At 67.3% G+C, this 17,551-nt stretch carries 16 protein-coding genes and 1 pseudogene; 5 read left to right on the top strand and 12 right to left on the bottom strand.

Annotated features, from left to right (window positions below; translation table 11 throughout):
- Positions 1–650: 650 nt before the first annotated feature.
- Both ppk2 and AC07UK_RS19815 read right to left on the bottom strand, forming a co-directional pair.
- The gene (gene ppk2 / locus AC07UK_RS19820; RefSeq protein ID WP_436221104.1) at positions 651–1,568 is read right to left on the bottom strand and encodes a polyphosphate kinase 2; all 918 of its coding nucleotides are present in this window, start codon (positions 1,566–1,568) and stop codon (positions 651–653) included.
- A gap of 130 nt (positions 1,569–1,698) precedes the next feature.
- Positions 1,699–3,087 (bottom strand): FAD-binding oxidoreductase, encoded by a 1,389-nt coding sequence (locus AC07UK_RS19815; RefSeq protein WP_436221103.1) that lies wholly within the window; start codon positions 3,085–3,087, stop codon positions 1,699–1,701.
- Positions 3,088–3,332: 245 nt separating this feature from the next.
- Between AC07UK_RS19815 and AC07UK_RS19810 the strand changes: the two genes are divergently transcribed.
- Entirely contained in the window at positions 3,333–4,445 is a 1,113-nt protein-coding gene (locus AC07UK_RS19810; RefSeq protein ID WP_436221102.1) for a CapA family protein, read from the top strand.
- Between the two features lie 61 nt (positions 4,446–4,506).
- Here the strand turns inward: AC07UK_RS19810 and AC07UK_RS19805 are convergent, their stop codons facing one another.
- Positions 4,507–4,662, bottom strand: a complete 156-nt coding sequence (locus AC07UK_RS19805) for a hypothetical protein (protein ID WP_010809186.1) — start codon at positions 4,660–4,662, stop codon at positions 4,507–4,509.
- A gap of 255 nt (positions 4,663–4,917) precedes the next feature.
- Positions 4,918–6,531, bottom strand: coding sequence for a flagellar assembly protein A (locus AC07UK_RS19800; protein WP_436221101.1), 1,614 nt, complete (start codon positions 6,529–6,531; stop codon positions 4,918–4,920).
- A 216-nt stretch (positions 6,532–6,747) separates the two neighbouring features.
- Between AC07UK_RS19800 and AC07UK_RS19795 the strand changes: the two genes are divergently transcribed.
- The gene (locus tag AC07UK_RS19795; RefSeq protein WP_436221100.1) at positions 6,748–7,590 is read left to right on the top strand and encodes a class I SAM-dependent methyltransferase; all 843 of its coding nucleotides are present in this window, start codon (positions 6,748–6,750) and stop codon (positions 7,588–7,590) included.
- Here the strand turns inward: AC07UK_RS19795 and AC07UK_RS19790 are convergent, their stop codons facing one another.
- Positions 7,591–8,166 (bottom strand): DUF1415 domain-containing protein, encoded by a 576-nt coding sequence (locus AC07UK_RS19790; RefSeq protein ID WP_494686216.1) that lies wholly within the window; start codon positions 8,164–8,166, stop codon positions 7,591–7,593.
- A gap of 90 nt (positions 8,167–8,256) precedes the next feature.
- Here AC07UK_RS19790 and AC07UK_RS19785 point away from each other — a divergent pair, with 90 nt between their 5' ends.
- Positions 8,257–9,522 carry a TIGR03862 family flavoprotein gene (locus tag AC07UK_RS19785; RefSeq protein ID WP_494686217.1) on the top strand — a complete coding sequence of 422 codons (1,266 nt, stop codon included), beginning with the start codon at positions 8,257–8,259 and terminating at the stop codon, positions 9,520–9,522.
- Here AC07UK_RS19785 and AC07UK_RS19780 read toward each other — a convergent pair.
- Both AC07UK_RS19780 and AC07UK_RS19775 read right to left on the bottom strand, forming a co-directional pair.
- Positions 9,519–11,144 carry an NAD(P)/FAD-dependent oxidoreductase gene (locus AC07UK_RS19780; protein WP_436221097.1) on the bottom strand — a complete coding sequence of 542 codons (1,626 nt, stop codon included), beginning with the start codon at positions 11,142–11,144 and terminating at the stop codon, positions 9,519–9,521. The two genes, AC07UK_RS19785 and AC07UK_RS19780, sit on opposite strands and share 4 nt — an antisense overlap.
- Before the next feature lie 67 nt (positions 11,145–11,211).
- Complete coding sequence (locus AC07UK_RS19775; protein ID WP_436221096.1) at positions 11,212–11,583, bottom strand: hypothetical protein; 372 nt, start codon at positions 11,581–11,583, stop codon at positions 11,212–11,214.
- A 175-nt stretch (positions 11,584–11,758) separates the two neighbouring features.
- Between AC07UK_RS19775 and AC07UK_RS19770 the strand changes: the two genes are divergently transcribed.
- A complete protein-coding gene (locus tag AC07UK_RS19770; RefSeq protein WP_494686218.1) occupies positions 11,759–13,195 on the top strand; it encodes an aminotransferase-like domain-containing protein in 1,437 nt (478 codons plus the stop codon).
- Between the two features lie 262 nt (positions 13,196–13,457).
- Here the strand turns inward: AC07UK_RS19770 and AC07UK_RS19765 are convergent, their stop codons facing one another.
- The 5 genes and pseudogenes from AC07UK_RS19765 to AC07UK_RS19745 form a co-directional block, all read right to left on the bottom strand.
- Positions 13,458–13,712, bottom strand: a complete 255-nt coding sequence (locus tag AC07UK_RS19765; protein ID WP_436221094.1) for a putative hemolysin — start codon at positions 13,710–13,712, stop codon at positions 13,458–13,460.
- Positions 13,713–13,806: 94 nt separating this feature from the next.
- On the bottom strand, positions 13,807–14,709 hold the full coding sequence (gene lpxO, locus AC07UK_RS19760; protein WP_114131400.1) for a lipid A hydroxylase LpxO: 903 nt from the start codon (positions 14,707–14,709) through the stop codon (positions 13,807–13,809).
- 157 nt (positions 14,710–14,866) lie between these two features.
- Positions 14,867–15,178: a hypothetical protein gene (locus AC07UK_RS19755; RefSeq protein ID WP_013955947.1), complete on the bottom strand. Its 312-nt coding sequence runs from the start codon at positions 15,176–15,178 to the stop codon at positions 14,867–14,869.
- 32 nt (positions 15,179–15,210) lie between these two features.
- Positions 15,211–15,360: pseudogene (locus AC07UK_RS19750) on the bottom strand (DUF2252 domain-containing protein); the annotation flags it as partial.
- A 120-nt stretch (positions 15,361–15,480) separates the two neighbouring features.
- Entirely contained in the window at positions 15,481–15,924 is a 444-nt protein-coding gene (locus AC07UK_RS19745; RefSeq protein WP_018312332.1) for a carboxymuconolactone decarboxylase family protein, read from the bottom strand.
- Positions 15,925–16,069: 145 nt separating this feature from the next.
- Here AC07UK_RS19745 and pdxR point away from each other — a divergent pair, with 145 nt between their 5' ends.
- The gene (pdxR, locus tag AC07UK_RS19740) at positions 16,070–17,518 is read left to right on the top strand and encodes a MocR-like pyridoxine biosynthesis transcription factor PdxR (protein ID WP_494686219.1); all 1,449 of its coding nucleotides are present in this window, start codon (positions 16,070–16,072) and stop codon (positions 17,516–17,518) included.
- The last annotated feature ends 33 nt before the right edge of the window (positions 17,519–17,551 follow it).

Here is a 17,551-nt window from a genome sequence, read left to right as displayed (position 1 = left end):
AGTCGCTAAGGTGCCAGTAACCTATGGATAAAGAAGGCCTGTCTTTCTCATACGGCTCAGATTTTGGCGGTCGACAATGTATCTGCCACTGGTTGGCCATCCCGGGATAGGGGGCATTGCGGTACCACAATGGGACCTCAGGCAGTACCACAGGGTCCCCCAATGTCCCGATAGCTCTGTCCTTGCTGCTGCCCGAAAACCCGCTTAAACTAGCGTTTTTGCAGCACCTACACACAAGTAGCTCAGTCGGTAGAGCAGCTCATTCGTAATGAGAAGGTCGGGGGTTCGATTCCTCTCTTCGGCACCACGGAATTCCAGGGCATCGCCCACACAAGCCAACCCGGACAGCGTCACGCTCTCCGGGTTTTTTGTTGCCTGTGATCGGGCAAAGCCGGCGGTAGCAGCGGGCGCCCCAGCCGTTGCGCCCACCAGTAGCGGAAGGGATGATCTAAATCGGGATAAAGCACCGGCTGGCTGAAGCAGCCGGCACGCTTCATCAGAAGGTAGGCAGCAAGCATGGCCGCCCAAAAAACTAGCAGTTCCACGATAACGGCCACCCTTGGATTTACAGGTGGCTGTTTTCATTATAGGTAGCCGTCTACCGCAGGGGGACGATGGCGCACCCCGTGCAAACCCTAGGGTCTGTTCCCTCAATACACATCCGGCACGATCATCTCCTTCGGCACCGGTTGCCGCACATAGTCCTCATGCCGTTCGCGCCCCGGCAGCACCACGCTGGGCGCCTCCACTTCCGCATAGGGGACCTGGCTCAGCAGGTGATGGATGCAGTTCAGCCGCGCGCGCTTCTTGTCGTCGGCCTGCACCACCCACCACGGCGCCTCGGCAATATGCGTGCGCTCGAGCATGATTTCCTTGGCCTTGGTGTAGTCCTCCCAGCGGCGCTGCGATTCCAGGTCCATCGGGCTCAGCTTCCACTGCTTGAGCGGATCGTGGATGCGGCTGAGAAAGCGCAAGCGCTGTTCGTCGTGCGTGATCGAGAACCAGTACTTGATCACCTGGATGCCGGAGCGCACCAGCATCTTTTCGAACTCGGGCACGGAGCGGAAGAACTCTTCGTACTGGTCGTCGGAGCAGAAGCCCATCACGCGCTCGACGCCGGCGCGGTTGTACCAGCTGCGGTCGAACAGCACGATCTCGCCGGCGGCGGGCAAGTGCGCCACGTAGCGCTGGAAGTACCACTGGGTGCGTTCGCGGTCGTTGGGCGCGGGCAGCGCCGCCACGCGGCAGACGCGCGGGTTCAGGCGCTGCGTGATGCGCTTGATCACGCCGCCCTTGCCGGCGGCGTCGCGTCCTTCGAAGATGATGACGATCTTGTGCCCGGTGGCGGCCACCCAGCTCTGCAGCCGCACCAGCTCGCCCTGCAGGCGGAACAGCTCGCGGAAATAGTGGCGGCGACTGTCCTGCTCGGCCTCGTCGTCCAGGTGCACCGGATCGCCGAAGGCCTCGCTGGCTTCGCGGTCGTCCAGTTCCAGTTCGATCTCTTCGTCGTAGTAGTCGGCCACCTCGTTGTGGATGCGCCGCACCAATTCTGCTTCGCCCGGTCTCATCTGATCTGCTCTCCCTGTGGATACAACGCGGTCGCGGCGATACTCGCATGCCAGTATTGCAGCCGCGTGAAAACGGGGCAGGCAACCCGCCCTGCCCCGCCTTCCTGCCTGTCCCTGCAGATTACGCCAGTTACGCCGCTGGATTGATGTTGTGGTTGTGGCGGAACAGGTTGTCCGGATCGTAGCGCCGCTTCACCTCGACCAGCCGGTCGTAGTTGGGCCCGTAGGCCGCGCCAATGCGGTCGGTTTCTTCCTGCGTCAGGAAGTTCACATAGACGCTGCCCAGTGCAAAGGGCGCCGCCGCGCGGAACACTTCACGGGCCCAGCTGATGCACTTGTCGTCGTCCGCGGGCACGTCCCAGCGCCCGTGCAGGTTCATGATGAAGTTGGCGTCGCGGCTTGCGTAGGCAGTCGCGTCAGGCGCGACGCGGTTGGTCTGCCCGCCCATGGCGCCGATAAAGACTTCGCATTGCGGCGAGGGCAGCTTTCCGATCTGCTCGATCAGCATCGTGATCAGGCCGTCGTCCAGCCCGGCGAAGTTGTGCGATTTCCAGTAATTGCGCGCGCCCGGCGTCAGCAAGGGATCGAACGCCTGCTGCCATGCCGTGAGCGGCATGGGACCGACATGCTCGCCATAGGGCGTGCCGAGCTTGCGTAATGGCTCGACCAGTTCGGGGCCTTTGTCAGGCGGGCCGATATAGCAGATCGCCAGTGCCGCGATCGGCTTGCCGTGCGCCTCGGGCGGCAGGAACGGCAGCGGCGGCGCCTGGCGCAGCACCACCCAGACGGTCAGCTCGTCCGGCATCGACTTGAACAGCTCACGGTAGGCTGGCAGCACCGCGGCGGCCTGTTCCAGCGGATAGACGATCAGCCCGCCATAGACCTCGGGGCCGACCGGGTGCAGCCGGAACTCGAACATTGTCACCACGCCGAAGTTGCCGCCGCCGCCGCGTAGCGCCCAGAACAGGTCGGCGTTCTCGTCGGCGCTGGCGCGCACCAGCTTGCCGTCCGCAGTCACGACCTGTGCCGACACCAGGTTGTCGACGGTGGTGCCGAACTTGCGGCTGAGCCAGCCGAAGCCGCCGCCGAGCGTCAGCCCGGCCACGCCGGTGGTGGAGTTGATGCCCAGTGGCGTGGCGAGGCCAAAGGCCTGCGCTTCATGGTCGAAATCGCGCAGTGTGGCGCCAGGCTCCACGAAGCCACGTTGCGCGTGGGGATCGATCCGCACGGATTTCATCTGCGACAGGTCCAGCACCATGCCATCCTCGCAGATCGCCAGCCCGCCGATATTGTGGCCGCCGCCGCGTATCGACAGCAGCACGCCATGGTCGCGCGCGAAGTTGACCGCGACGATCACGTCGGCGGCGCCCGCGGCCTGCACGATCAGCGGCGGACGGCGGTCGATCATCGCGTTCCAGATGCGGCGCGCTTCGTCGTAGCCGCTGTCGTCCGGCTGCAGCAGGCGCCCGCGCAGTTGCGCCTTGAGTGCCTCAATGTGTTCCTGCGATGGCTGGGCCATAGTGTGCCTCCCGATGCTGGTTGGAAACATCGGACGGCGCGCGGCATCCGGGTGCAGGGAAATGGCCACGAGGACCGATGACTACATCATTTAAGGCAGGCACCGCTCGAATGTAAATGGGCCTCTGGCCCCACGCGCACAATCTCCATGGCAAGTGCCGCAACGCGATCATGCCGCGCCGCCACCCTGCCGGCCTATCATGAATGAACAGCCGGCACGGCGCCCTCTCGCCGTCCGTCTGCGCCATGAACACAGCCAGCCACCCTCCCCTGTTCCTGTGCGGCGACGTAATGACCGGGCGCGGCATCGACCAGATCCTGGCGCATCCCAGCCAGCCGCTGCTGCATGAATCGTATGTGCATTCCGCGCTCGACTACGTGCGCCTGGCCGAGCACAAGGCCGGCCCGATCGCGCGCCCCGCCTCGCCGGAATACCCGTGGGGCGATGCCCTGGCGGAACTGGAAAGCCGTGCTGCGCGGCCGCGCATCGTCAACCTGGAAACCGCCATCACCACCAGCGACGATGCCTGGCCCGGCAAGGCGGTGCACTATCGCATGCATCCGGGCAATGTCGCCTGCCTGCAGGCCGCCGGCATCGACTGCGCCGTGCTGGCCAACAACCATGTGATGGACTGGGGCCGCGCGGGCCTGACGGATACGCTGGCAGCGCTCGACGGCGCGCATATCGCGCATGCCGGCGCCGGCCCCGACGAGGCAAGCGCGGCGCACGCCGCACTGCTGCAGCGGCCCGGCGGCGGCCGCGTGCTGGTGCTGGCCCTCGCCATGGAAAATGCCGGCACCCCGGCGGCCTGGCGCGCCAGCGCCGGACATTCCGGCGTGAACCTGCTGGAAGACTGGTCGGTTGCATCGCGCGAACGCATTGCCGCGCAGGTGCGCAAGTTCAGGCGTGCCGGCGACGTCGTGGTGGTATCGATCCACTGGGGCCCGAACTGGGGCTACCACATCGACCCCGCGCAACGCGCCTTCGCCCGCGGGCTGGTGGAAAGCGGCGAAATCGACATCGTGCACGGGCATTCCTCGCATCATCCGCTGGGGATTGAGCTGCATGCCGGCAAGCCGATCCTGTATGGCTGCGGCGATTTCATCAACGACTACGAAGGCATCGGTGGCTACGACGAATACCGGCCGGACCTGGCGCTGATGGCCTTTGTCAGCTTCGATGCCGGCGGCAGCGCCGACCTGCGGCTGGTGCCGTTGCGGCGCAGCCATTTCCGTCTGGCCTACGCGCGCGAAGTGGATATGGCGTGGCTGCAGGCCATGTTCGAAGACGAGGGACGGGCACTCGGCACCCGGGTGGAGCGCAGCGGCTTGCATGAACTGCGTTTGCGGGCGGCATAAACCCCAGCCCATGAAAAAGCCCGCCGTTGCGGCGGGCTGCACGAAAGCCAATCGCCAGGCGTCAGTGGCGATGGATCATGTGATCAAACCATGTGCGCACTGACTGCTCCTGCTGCTGCAGCAGCGTCGGGTTCTTTTCCCGCAACATCCAGATGGCAAATGCGGCGCACGCAACGAGGGCGATCAGGACCAGCGCGGTAATCAAGGTCGCGGCCATAGCAACCTCCTTTGGGTAATGGTTGCACCTTCAGTGTAGTTCGCCTGGCAGCCGTCACAGAAAGCAGAAAGGCCAGCCTTGATGGCTGGCCTTTCGGTTATTCCAGTGCCACGTGAGTTGGTTCCGTGTAACGCTTCCGCAGAGTGCTGATCCGCTTCTTCATTCACTGCCCGACTCTAGCTCTCTCGCCCATCCTGCGGCACCCCAGGACATAACTGCAGCATAGTACAAATCCCCGCGGATAACAGCGCGCGTTCAGTTGACGGCGATGCGGTCGTCGACCAGGCGGATCTGGCCGCCAGGCTTGTCTTCCATCACTTTGAGCACGCGGCTGCCTACCTGCAGCGTGACGCCGCCATGGATGCGGCGCGCGGCGTCGATCACGGCCTCGGCGGCCGGCTGCATCTGCTGCCCCAGTTCGGTCAAGCGTGCCTCCAGCTCGAACAGGTCACGCGACAGCTTGAACAGTGTCGCGCGCGCCTTCTCGCGCAGGTCGCCAACGGCCTTCTCGGGATGCTTGGCAAAGAAATCCACCAGCTGTTTGACCTTGTTCTGCTCTGCCAGCATGCGGCGGCGCTCGGCTTCCAGCGCGGCGCGCTGTGCGTCGGCAAATGGATTCAGGCCCACCTGGATGCTGGTGGCGGTGCCGGCCGGTGCGCCCAGCACCGCGGCGCGCACCGCCAGCAAGGCGCGGCTGCGGCCGCCGCTGATGCTGCCCTGCGCGCCGGTGCCGCCCACCACGATGCGCTCGCCGGCAGCAACATCGCTCTGCCGGATGCCGCTTTCGACGTTGACCTCGGTGCCGGCCTCGACCACGGCGTTCTCGATAAAGCGCGCCTTCACCGCGCCCTTGCAGCGCACGCTGGCGCGGCTGATGCCACCTTCGGCGCGGCCGGTGTCGGCCTTGCCGATGATGCCGCCCTTGACGATGACATTGCCGCCGGCCTCGACGTTGGCGGCTTCGATGGTGCCCTCGACCACCACGTCGCCGCTGACATTGACCGACATGCCGGTGCGGATATCGCCCGAAACGCGCAGCGTGCCGTCGAACGCCACGTTGCCTGAGTGCAGGTCGACCGAGTCCACCTGCACCACCGGGCTGACCGCGATGCCGTGCACGCCCACCACCGGCGATCCTGCGATCACCGCGCGCAGCAGCTCCGGATCGTCGGCATCGGCGGCAGCGCCAGTCAGGCCTTCGGCAAAGGGCGGATCATCCACCGGATCGGCGGCGACGGGCTTGCCGAATACGTCGATGCCGTCATTGCCATGCACTGCCGGGATGCGCCGCATCAGCGGCGTGCCGGGGCTGACCAGCAGCAGGTTGCCCAGGTCGCGCAGGTCGACCTTGCCGGCCTCGTCCTCAGGCTGCGCCGGCTTGCGCGGTTCGAGCAGGTTGATGAAGCGCGCCGGCTCACCCTGGCGCGGCGCGGCGCCGGCGGCAATGGTGCGCAGCTCGCAACGGCCTTCGGCCAGCGCGGCGTCCAGTGCCAGGGTCTGGATCGGCGCCACCACGCCGCGTTCCGCCACGGCGCGGCGGATGTCCTCCGCGCTGACCGGGCGGCCGCCTTCGGCTGGCAGCAGCGTCAGCCGCACGGCCAGGCCGTCGGCGGTGATGTCGAGCTCGAAGGCGCCGTCGATCAGCGCACCGATGGTGGCATCGATCTCATGCTCGGCCCGCTGGCATTGCGCCAGGAACTGCGCCACCGCGCGCGCATCCAGCCGCGCCCCGGCCCAGCCCAGGCTGTCCAGGCATTGGCGCAGGCTGGCCTGGTCCGGCGGCAGCCTGCCTGGCTGCGGCGTGTAGCGCGCATGCACCTGCTCGCCTGGCTCGGCAAGTTCCAGGCGCAAACCCGACTCATGCGTCATGCGTCCCCTGAATCGTCTTGTGCAGCCGCACGGCGGGTGCCGGCGCTCCGCTTGTTATCGATCCATAAACCAACGGCAGCAGCGCAGAGAACTTTAGCGCACAGCACTCCCCGACGGCATCATCGCCACTCGTCTTCAGGGGAACCCGCCGGACTTTTCGGTAAACTGTCGGCATTCCGGGACGCGCCGCGTCCCGCAGCCTGCGCAGTCCCCTTCATGTCAAATACCCACGAAATCCGCCCCGGCCAGTCCATCGAACTGCTCAAGGAACTCCATATCCTGACGCGCGACGGCAAGATGAACCAGGATAGCCGGCGCAAGCTCAAGCAGGTCTACCACCTGTTCCAGTTCATCGAACCGCTGCTGCAGGAGGTCAAGGCCGAGCGCGGCCGCGTCACGCTGGTGGACCACGGCGCCGGCAAGTCGTACCTGGGCTTTATCCTGTACGACCTGTTCTTCAAGGCGCTGCAGGACGACTCACACATCTTCGGCATCGAAACCCGTGAAGAACTGGTGAAGACCTCGCAGGCGCTGGCCGCGCGGCTGGGTTTTCCGGGGATGTCATTCCTGAACCTGTCGGTGGCGGATTCGATCACGTCGCCGCAGTTGCCGCCCACCGTCGATGTCGTCACCGCGCTGCATGCGTGCAATACCGCGACCGACGACGCGATCCGCTTTGCGCTGGCCAAGCAGGCCCGCCATATCGTGCTGGTGCCGTGCTGCCAGGCTGAGGTGGCCAGCGTGCTGCGCAAGCACAAAGGCAAGCTGCTGGCGGGCAATCCGCTGACGGAGATCTGGCGCCACCCGCTGCACACGCGCGAGTTCGGCAGCCAGGTGACCAATGTGCTGCGCTGCCTGCAGCTGGAGGCGCACGGCTACCAGGTCAACGTGACCGAGCTGGTGGGCTGGGAACACTCGATGAAGAACGAGCTGATCATCGCGCAGTACAAGGACCTGCCGCGCCGCCGCCCCGCCGAGCGGCTGGAAGAGGTGCTGGAAAGACTGGGGCTGGAAGAGATGCGCGAACGCTTCTTTACCGCGCCGGCGCCGGCTGCGTAATCAGCCTTTTTCGGGTTCGTCCTCGCCCGCCATCCAGCGCTGCCAGCCGTCGTGGCCCAGGCGGCGCATGGTGGCCTGGTTGCGCTCATAGATGTCCGCCGCATCCGGGAACGCCGCCGCCGCGCGGGCGATGGAATCCTCGCGCAGCAGGTGCAGGATCGGATACGGCGCACGATTGGTGTAGTTCTCGATATCGTCCGGCTCGGTCCCGGCAAACTGGTACTGCGGATGGAAGCTGGCGATCTGCAGCGTGCCTTCCAGGCCGAGGCTGCCGAGCAGGCGCTCGGCGAAGTACAGCAAGTCGTTGAAGTCGAGAAAGTCCGCCACCGCATCAGGCAGGATCAGCAGCGTGGTGTCGATCTGATCGGGATCGGCATCGGCCAGCAGGCGCAGTTCGCGCTCCAGGTCGTCCATCACGTCCGGCGCCTCGGTGACGGTGCTGACCACGTAGCGCACCTGCTCTTTCACATACACGCTCTTGGCGAACGGGCACAGGTTGAGCCCGATCACGGCGCGCTCCAGCCAGTGGCGGGTGGCGGCGATGACGGTGTCTGCGGAGTGAGTGGCGGAGGTCATGATGGCAAGGCGCGGCAAACCGTCATTCTAGCGCTGCCGCAGGCTCTATAATCCGCGGCGGAAACACCCCGCCCCCTGCCGAGCCTCCTGATGCCCTCTTCCGCCACTTCCCCCCCTTCCCAAGCCAGCCTCGACGTTGCCGTCATCGGCGGCGGCCCGGCCGGGCTGATGGCGGCCGAAGTGCTGGCGGCACAGGGTGCCAGCGTGGCCGTCTACGACGCCATGCCGTCGGTCGGGCGCAAGTTCCTGATGGCCGGCAAGGGCGGCATGAACCTGACCCATGCGGAGCCGGAGCCGGCCTTCCTGGGCCGCTATGGCGCCCGCACGGCGCAGATCGCGCCGATGCTGGCGGGCTTCGGCCCGCAGGCCCTGCGCGACTGGGTGCACGGGCTTGGCATCGAAACCTTCATCGGCAGTTCCGGCCGCGTCTTCCCGACCGACATGAAGGCCGCGCCGATGCTGCGCGCGTGGCTGCACCGCCTGCGCGAGTCCGGCGTGCAGTTCCATATGCGTCACCGCTGGCTGGGTTGGGACGAGGGCGCGCGGCATGCGCTGCGCTTTGCCACGCCCCACGGTGAAACGGTCGTGCAGGCACGCGCGGTGGTGCTGGCGCTGGGCGGCGGCAGCTGGGCAAGACTGGGATCGGATGGCACATGGGTGCCGCGGCTGGCCGAGCGCGGCGTCGAGATTGCGCCGCTGCGGCCCGCCAACTGCGGCTTCGATGTAGCGTGGAGCGAGGCATTTGCCAAGCGCTTTGCCGGCGAGCCGGTCAAGCCCGTCGCCATCGCCCTGACTGACCGCGACGGACAAGCGCACTACCGCCAGGGCGAGTTCGTCATCAGCGCAACCGGCATCGAAGGCAGCCTGGTCTACGCGCTGTCCGCCCCGATCCGCGACCGCATCGAAGCCGATGGCGACGCCACCATCCACCTTGACCTGCTGCCGGCGCACAGCGCCGAGCACGTCAGCGCGCAGGTAAAGCATCCGCGCGGCGCGCGCTCGCTGTCGAGCCACCTGCAAAGCCGGCTCGGCCTCACCGGCGTCAAGGCCGGGCTGCTGCGTGAATGCCTGTCCAGGGAAGCGATGCACGACGCCGACACGCTGGCCGCATCGATCAAGGCGCTGCCGCTGCGGCTGCTGCGCCCGCGGCCCATCGACGAAGTCATCAGCAGCGCTGGCGGCGTGCGCTTCGAAGCGATGGATGAAGGGTTGATGCTGCGCGCGCTGCCGGGCGTGTTCTGCGCGGGCGAGATGCTGGACTGGGAAGCGCCCACCGGCGGCTACCTGCTGACGGCGTGCTTTGCCAGCGGGCGCACCGCGGCGCTCGGCGCCGCGGCTTACCTGCAGCAGGCTTAGTCGGCCTTGCCGCCGACGATGCTTAGCGCCACGGCCTCGGCCACTTCGATGCCGTCGATCGCTGCGGAGTAAATGCCGCCGGCATAGCCCGCGCCTTCGCCCGCCGGGTACAGGCCCTTCACATTGATGCTCTGGTAGTCATCGTTGTTGCGGCGGATGCGCAGCGGCGACGAGGTGCGGGTTTCCACCCCGGTCAGCACGGCATCATGCAGGGCAAAGCCAGGCAGTTTCTTGTCGATCTCGGGAATGCCCTCGCGGATCGCCGCGATCACGTAGTCAGGCAGCGACGTGCTCAGGTCGGTCGGCGTCACGCCGGGCTTGTACGAAGGCTCGACCGAACCCAGCGAGGTCGATGCCCGGCCCGCGATGAAATCGCCCACCAGCTGGCCCGGCGCGCAGTAGTTGCTGCCGCCAAGTTCGAACGCGCGCTCTTCCCACTTGCGCTGGAATTCGATGCCGGCCAGCGGCCCGCCGGGATAGTCCTCGGGCGTGATGCCGACCACGATGCCGGCATTGGCGTTGCGCTCGGCGCGCTTGTACTGGCTCATGCCGTTGGTCACCACGCGGCCCGGCTCGGAAGCAGCCGCCACCACCGTGCCGCCCGGGCACATGCAGAAGCTGTACACCGACCGCCCGTTGCTGCAGTGATGCACCACCTTGTAGTCGGCCGCGCCCAGCAGCTTGTTGCCGGCGAACTTGCCGAAGCGGCTGCGGTTGATCAGCCCCTGCGGATGCTCGATGCGGAAGCCCAGCGAGAACGGCTTGGCCTCCATGAACACGCCGCGCTCATGCAGCATCTCGAAGGTGTCGCGCGCGCTGTGGCCAACCGCCATGATGACGTGGTCGGCTTCCAGGTATTCGCCGGTGGACAGCTTCAGGCCGCGCACCTGGCCGCCGTCGATATCGATATCGTCGACGCGCGTCTCGAAGCGGATCTCGCCACCGAGCTCGGTAATCTCCGCGCGCATCTTCTCGACCATGCTCACGAGCCGGAAGGTGCCGATATGCGGGCGCGCCTTGTACAGGATGTCTTCCGGCGCGCCGGCGCGCACGAACTCGTTGAGCACCTTGCGGCCATAGTGCTTCGGGTCCTTGATCTGGCTGTACAGCTTGCCGTCCGAGAACGTGCCCGCGCCGCCTTCGCCGAACTGCACGTTCGACTCCGGATTGAGCACGCTCTTGCGCCACAGGCCGAAGGTGTCCCTGGTGCGCTCGCGCACTGCCTTGCCGCGCTCCAGGATGATGGGGCGGAAGCCCGACTGCGCCAGGATCAGCCCGGCCAGCAGGCCGCACGGGCCCATGCCGATCACCACCGGGCGCGGATGCGTGCTGCCCGCCTGGGCACGCGCGACGAAGTGGTACGCCATGTCCGGCGTCACGCTCCAGTGCGGCTTGCCGGCCATGCGCTGGATGGCGGCGGCCTCGTCCCGCACCTCGATATCGATGATGTAGGTCAGCTTGATATCCGAGCGCTTGCGCGCATCGTGGGCACGGCGGAACACGGTATAGCCGATCAGGCCGTCCCCCTTGACGCCGATCTGCGCGGCGCTGGCGCGCACGGCGGCGTCCAGGTCACTTTCGGTATGGTCGAGCGGGAGTTTGACTTCACTTAGACGTAGCATGGGGAACCCGAGAACTGCGGCCGGGGGGTTGGGCACACCAATGTGCCAGGCCGGCCGGAGCGCAATTTTATAGTCTTTCGGGCGCGGAGTCGGGAATCGGGCGGGATACGGGCTGGCGGGCCGGGCCGGTGCGGCGCCAGGACAACGCCAGCCAGGCTTGCAGCCGGGCCAGCCACCCCGGTGGGGCCGTGACCGAGAGCGCGCCGGCGCGGCTTGCCGACACCGCCAGCCAGCCGCGCGCGGGCACGATCCAAGTGTCGTCCGCGCGCAGGCGCCGCCGCGGAATGTAGCAGGTATCGGCCAGCCATTGCGGCGGCCCGGCTACCTCCAGTTCACCCACGCCGGCATGCAGCACGGTGCCCGCCGCCACGCGCAGGCGCAGGCACTGGCCGGCCGAAAGCGGCATTATGGTTGAAGTGTCGTTGAGATCGCTTTGCATGACAGGACTCCGGTAACAGGCACAGGACTCCAGCCTATCGACCGGCCAGCGCGTGCGGCAGGCACACCGGCGTACCGCCTGGACCGGAACAGCAACCAGGATTTCTGGCTGTTACGATACAGAGGCCCCGCTTCTGTATCTGTACCGATGCGGCCGACCACGCCACGATCCCCCCATGGACACCACCCCGCTCTACCGCCAGGTTGCCGGCCACTACCGCCGCGCCATTGAATCCGGCACGCTCGCCGCCGGCGACCGCATGCCGTCGGTGCGCGCGCTGATGGCGTTGCACAGCGTGAGCCTGTCCACTGCGCTGCAGGCATGCAGGCAGCTCGAGAGCGACGGCTTGCTGGAAGCGCGGCCGCGCTCGGGCTATTTCGTCGCGGCACCGCTGCGCTCGCCGCTGGTGGCGCTGGCCGAGCCGGCCGCGGCCTTGCCTGATCCGGCGCAGTATGTCGGCATCCACCAGCGCATTTCCGGCTTGCTGGCGCGTGGCCAGCAACAGCATGTGCATACCAACCTTGGCGGCGCCTATTGCGCGCCGTCACTGTATCCGACCGAGGCGCTGCGCAGCGCCGCGACCCGTGCGCTGCGCCGGCATCCGATGCTGTTCGGCGAAGCGGTCGAGCCCGAAGGCTACCAGCCGCTGCGCGCCGCGCTGGCGCGCCAGGCGTTGCGGGCGCGCGTGCAACTCGCGCCGGAAGAAATCGTTATCACCAACGGCTGCACCGAGGCGCTCAACCTGGCCCTGCGCGCGGTGGCAGGCCCGGGCGACGTGATTGCGGTGGAGTCCCCGACCTACTATGGCCTGCTGCAGATCCTGGAAAGCCTGGGCATGCGCGCGCTGGAAATCCCGTGCAGCCCCCAGACCGGCATCTCGCTGGAGGCGCTGGAGCTGGCCGCGCAGCACTACGACAACATCCGCGCGGTGGCAGTGGTGCCCAACCTGCAGAACCCGCTCGGCTGCATCATGCCGGACGCGCACAAGGCGCGGCTGGTGCAGTGGTGCGAAGCGCGCGGCATCGCGCTGATCGAGGACGACTGCTTCTCGGCCACCGCCGACAGCGATGCGCCGCCCGCCGCGGCCAAGGCCTGGGATGGCAGCGGCAACGTGATCCACTGCGCCTCGCTGCACAAGGTGCTGGCGCCCGGCATGCGGCTGGGCTGGATCGCCGCCGGCAAATGGCAGGCGCGGGTGGAGATGCTCAAGTTCGGCCTGTCGCGGCCCAACGAGATGCTGTCGCAGATGGCGGCCGCTGACTTCCTGGCTTCCGGCGCGCACGACCGCCACTTGCGCCGGCTGCGCACCCGATTGCGCGCGCAGCGCGAATGGTTCGCGCAGGCCATCGCGGCCAGCTTCCCCGCCGGCACGCGGCTGGGCTCGCCGCGCGGGGGCATGCACCTGTGGGTGGAGCTGCCCGCGCAGGTATCGTCCGAAGCCGTATTCGACCAGGCGCTGCAGGCCGGCATCCGCGTGATGCCGGGCGTGATGTTCTCTAACGCCGGCCGCTTCGACCATTGCCTGCGCGTCAACTGCGGCACGCCGCGCTCGGCGCAGATCGAGCGGGCGCTGGGCACGCTGGCCGCCATCGTGCAGCGGCTGGCAGGCTAGCCTTGGCGCCTGCCTGCAATATCCCTCCCCTTTTGCCGGCGCCTCGCCTACATGCGGCTGTCGGCCAGCTTGACGATCTCGCGAGCAGATCGGCAAGCTGGTGGAGCTGAACAACCGCAGGCAGGTAGCTTGGCCGATGGAAAGGCTCAGGCGTGCGCCCGGGTAGAACTGGGCAAGGCGACCGGCTGAACGTGTATCAGGCAAAGCGCGACTACTACACCACGCTGGCAATCGAACGCCGCCGCGATTGAAGCCTGGCGGCTCAGCCCGGCGTGCATTGGCCGCGCATCAGCGCCCACTCCTCGCATTGCTTGCCCGACGGGAAAGTGCAGATGCCGGACTGGCCGGCCGGTGTCGACACGATCTGCAGCTTGCCGCCGCGCTGCGTGCAGTTGACGGAGGCGGGGTTGGGCTTGCCGACGGCAGCGGCGCTGCTGGCGGCTCGTTCTTCAGGTGTCGTGGTGCAGGCGGCGGCGCCAAGGGCGGCGGCCAGCCACAGTGCGGAGCGGACGCGCATCGGGATCTCCGGAACAGGGTCGCAAAGCGGGATGTGAACGGCGCTCGCTGCCCGCCCAAGGCAAAGAGCCGGCTTGCGCCGGCTCTCTTGCTGCTTACAGGAAGACGATCAGCCCCACGCCCAGCACGATCAGGCCAAACTTGGTGACGTAGTAAAGCTGGCGGTTCCAGGCCTTGAAGCGGCGGCGGTACTGGCCGCCCAGCCAGACAAAGCGGAACAGCCGGTTGATCATGCCGGTCTGGTCGTGCTCGTCATTGGGCGAGCTGGCCGCGGTCATGACCTTGCGGCCCATCCAGTGGTTGAACTTCGCAGCCCAGCCGTAGCGCATCGGACGCTCGATATCGCAGAACAGGATCAGCCGGTTGGCATCGCTGCGGTTCTCGGCCCAGTGCAGGTAGGTTTCGTCGAAGACCACGCCCTCACCGTCGCGCCAGCTGTGGCGCTCGCCATCGACCTCGATAAAGCAGCGGTCGTCGTTCGGCGTGGCCAGGCCCAGGTGGTAGCGCAGCGAGCCGGCAAACGGGTCGCGGTGCGGGTTGAGCTTGCCGCCCGGCGGCAGCTCGGCAAACATCGCCGCCTTCACCGTGGGCAGCTCGCGCAGCAGCGCCACGGTCTTGGGGCAGAGCTGCTCGGCCGACGGGTGCTGGGCCTCGTACCACTTCAGGTAGAAGCGCTTCCAGCCGTACTTGAAGAAGGAATTGAAGCCGGCGTCGTCGTTCTTGTCCGCGGCCTTGATCTTGCGCATCGCGGCCAGTGCCAGCCCTTCGTCGCGGATCTCGGGCCAGGCGGCGCGCAGCTTTTCCAGGTCGGGGAAGTTGTCGACCGGGATGTACGGCGTGCGGGGCACGCCCGAGAATGCATACATGAAGCAATTGATCGGGGCCACCAGGGCCGAATGGTCCAGCAGCTGGCGCCAGATGCGCAGGCGCACCTTGCCGCGGAAGTGCACATACAGGATGGCACCGAGGTAGCCCGCGACGATTATCCACTTGATCACCGAAATTCTCCTGGTCAGCCGCCTCCGCCGCGTGTCAGTCACAGCGCGGACCGGCTGGGTGAAAACGCGTATTTTAGCGAAATGGCAGAGCCGCCGCAGCTTGAGACGATTGCGGCACATGGCCCGGGGTGCGGGCCGCGCAGTCAGGCTGGCGCGTTCAGGCCCCGCCGCGCGACTGGCGCGCGATGCGCTCGATCAGTGCCTGGGCGTCGTCGGGCAGGCCCTGCAGCGTCAGCAGGCGCGCGTTGAGCACCAGGTTTTCCAGCACCAGCTTGGCGGTCGAGGCCCACATCGTGGCCAGCAGTGCTTCCACCGGCAGGCCGGACGCCTCCATCTCGCTGGAACGCTCGGCGATCAGCCGGCACGCCAGCCGGCGCAGCGCGGCGTCGTCGAACGGCAGGTCGGCATAGTCGATGGGGTCTTCCTTCTCGACTTCCGTCATCAGTTGCAGCAGGGTGTCTTCTGTCATGGGCAGACTCCTGGCCAGGCAAGATGCGTGGGCTACACGCGGAAATCAGCAGCCATGTCGGCATCGGTGCGCGCCTCGAGGCGCCCCGAACGGCACGCGGCGACAAACTGATCGTAGTCGCGTTCGACCTGGTCGGCATAGCCATTGGCATAGCCTACCATCACGTCGGCCATGCGGTCGCTGCGCCGGCTGTTGCCATTTGTGCGGCATCTGCAACAGAAGCTAATGTACTGCGCCGCGGCTTGTCAATCGGCAGGCCGCGGCAGGGGTCAGGCTGGGGTCATGCGAATGTGCACCGTGGCTCAGAGCGCCGGCGGCTGGCGCCGGAAACCGACGCCAAAGCGGTTCCATGCATTGATGGCCGAGATCAGCAGCGTCAGGTCGGCCATTTCCTTTTCCGAGAATTGCTCGCGCAAGGCCTGGTAGTCCGCATCCGGCGCCTGGCTTTGCGGCAGCAGCGTGAGCGCCTCGGTCCATGCCAGCGCGGCGCGCTCGCGCGGGGTGAACCAGCTCACTTCACGCCAGGCCGGCAGCAGGTTCAGGCGGCGCTCGCTTTCGCCATGCTTGCGCGCATCGGTGATGTGCATGTCCAGGCAGAACGCGCAGCCGTTGATCTGCGAGGCGCGGATCTTCACCAGTTCCTTCAGCGTGGTCTCCAGCGAGCAGCGCGCCAGGTAGACCTCCAGGCCGATCATTGCCTTGTACGCGTCAGGGGCCACGTCTTGCCAGTTCATCCGTTCTTCCATGATCGATCTCCGATTTGACAGGTTGGATTTGGCGGGCACTGGTGTCGCGCCCGTTGGGATGAAAGATAGACGCATCGATTGGCCCCGTACACCGCCAATTTCCGGCAGAATCAGTAGACCAATTTCTGGATCGACGCGTACCCTCATGGAACTGCATCTCGCACTGGACCAAGCCAGCGACCTGACCGCGCAGATCGTCCACCAGATCCGCGACGCGATCCAGGGCGGACGGCTCGAGGCCGGCGCGCGCATGCCGCCTACGCGCCTGCTTGGCACGCAGCTGGGCGTGGCGCGCAAGACGGTGACCACGGCGTATGAACGGCTGGTGGCCGAAGGCTGGCTGCACGCGCGCGTCGGCGACGGCACCTATGTGGCCGAGGGGCTGTCCCGCCCGGCCGCGCGCATGGCGGCGGCGCCGGTGCTGCCGCCCGCCGCGCAGCGCTGGATGGCAGTGCCGACGCCGTTCCTGGACGCCGCCGGCGGCGCGCGCTATGCGTTCCAGCCGGGGCAGGCCGACACCACGCGCTTTCCGCATGAAGCCTGGTCGCGCTGCGTGCGCGCGGCGCTGGCCGCCGAGCGCCAGCGTCCGCCCGGCGCCGCCGATCCGGCCGGTGAGATGGTGCTGCGCCAGGCCATTGCCCGCCATATCGCATTCACGCGCGGCGTGCAGAGCATGCCGACTGACATCCTGGTCACAGGCGGCGCGCAACAGGGCATCGACCTGCTGGCCCGGCTGGTGCTCGGGCCCGACGCCGTGGTGGCGATGGAGGATCCCGGCTACCCGATGGCGCGTTCGTTGTTCCAGGGGCTGGGCGCACGGGTGGTGCCAGTGCCGGTCGATGGCGAAGGGCTGGCGGTGGACGCACTGCCGAACGATGCCACGCTGATCTATGTCACCCCCTCGCACCAGTCGCCGCTGGGCGTGCCGATGAGCCTGGCGCGGCGCCAGGCGTTGCTGGACTGGGCGGCGCGCGGCCACGCGGTGATCCTGGAAGACGACTACGACAGCGAATTCCGCTATGGCGGCCAGGCGCTGGACGCGCTGCAGACCCTGGACCGGCATGGCCGCGTGGTCTACCTCGGCACCTTCTCGAAGACGCTGGTGGCGAACCTGCGCGGCGGCTACCTGGTGGTGCCGCCCTGGCTGATGCCGGCCGCGCGCAAGGTCAAGCACCTGATGGACTGGTACACGCCGACGCTGATCCAGCAGGCGCTGGCGCGCTTCCTGTCCGAGGGGCACCTGCTGCGCCATATCCGGCGCTCGCACGCGCGCCACGCCCAGCGCCGCGCCCGCCTGCTGGCGCGGCTGCAGGGCGACCTGTCGCCGTGGCTGGAGCCGCTGCCGGCGATGGCGGGCTTCCACCTGGCGGCACGGCTGCGCGTGCCGGTGGCGTCCGAGGCGCTGGTCTCGATGGCGCGCCTGGCCGACCTTGAACTTGCCACGCTCGACCCCTGCTATGCCACGCCTCCCGCTACCTGCGCGGGGCTGCTGCTGGGCTTCGGCGCCATCGACCTGCTGGATATCGATCCTGCCCTGGACCGGCTGGCAATGGTACTCTCTGCACTGGTACCTGAGCCGCCGCACGCCACGTGACGCGGGCGGCACAGAAGCGATACCAGGTGACGC

Source organism: Cupriavidus sp. GW821-FHT07C08, assembly GCF_059419025.1.
The sequence above is the reverse complement of the archived record's forward strand: the minus strand, read 5'-3'. Positions and strand labels throughout refer to the sequence as shown.

Coding starts and splice junctions, on each gene's coding strand:
- AC07UK_RS19780 (WP_436221097.1), bottom strand. CDS start 11,144: ATGCTACGTCTAAGTGAAGTCAAACTCCCGCTCGACCATACCGAAAGT.
- AC07UK_RS19790 (WP_494686216.1), bottom strand. CDS start 8,166: ATGACCTCCGCCACTCACTCCGCAGACACCGTCATCGCCGCCACCCGC.
- AC07UK_RS19805 (WP_010809186.1), bottom strand. CDS start 4,662: ATGGCCGCGACCTTGATTACCGCGCTGGTCCTGATCGCCCTCGTTGCG.
- ppk2 (WP_436221104.1), bottom strand. CDS start 1,568: ATGAGACCGGGCGAAGCAGAATTGGTGCGGCGCATCCACAACGAGGTG.
- AC07UK_RS19765 (WP_436221094.1), bottom strand. CDS start 13,712: ATGCGCGTCCGCTCCGCACTGTGGCTGGCCGCCGCCCTTGGCGCCGCC.
- AC07UK_RS19800 (WP_436221101.1), bottom strand. CDS start 6,531: ATGACGCATGAGTCGGGTTTGCGCCTGGAACTTGCCGAGCCAGGCGAG.
- AC07UK_RS19770 (WP_494686218.1), top strand. CDS start 11,759: ATGGACACCACCCCGCTCTACCGCCAGGTTGCCGGCCACTACCGCCGC.
- AC07UK_RS19775 (WP_436221096.1), bottom strand. CDS start 11,583: ATGCAAAGCGATCTCAACGACACTTCAACCATAATGCCGCTTTCGGCC.
- AC07UK_RS19810 (WP_436221102.1), top strand. CDS start 3,333: ATGAACACAGCCAGCCACCCTCCCCTGTTCCTGTGCGGCGACGTAATG.
- AC07UK_RS19795 (WP_436221100.1), top strand. CDS start 6,748: ATGTCAAATACCCACGAAATCCGCCCCGGCCAGTCCATCGAACTGCTC.
- AC07UK_RS19745 (WP_018312332.1), bottom strand. CDS start 15,924: ATGGAAGAACGGATGAACTGGCAAGACGTGGCCCCTGACGCGTACAAG.
- pdxR (WP_494686219.1), top strand. CDS start 16,070: ATGGAACTGCATCTCGCACTGGACCAAGCCAGCGACCTGACCGCGCAG.
- AC07UK_RS19785 (WP_494686217.1), top strand. CDS start 8,257: ATGCCCTCTTCCGCCACTTCCCCCCCTTCCCAAGCCAGCCTCGACGTT.
- AC07UK_RS19815 (WP_436221103.1), bottom strand. CDS start 3,087: ATGGCCCAGCCATCGCAGGAACACATTGAGGCACTCAAGGCGCAACTG.
- AC07UK_RS19755 (WP_013955947.1), bottom strand. CDS start 15,178: ATGACAGAAGACACCCTGCTGCAACTGATGACGGAAGTCGAGAAGGAA.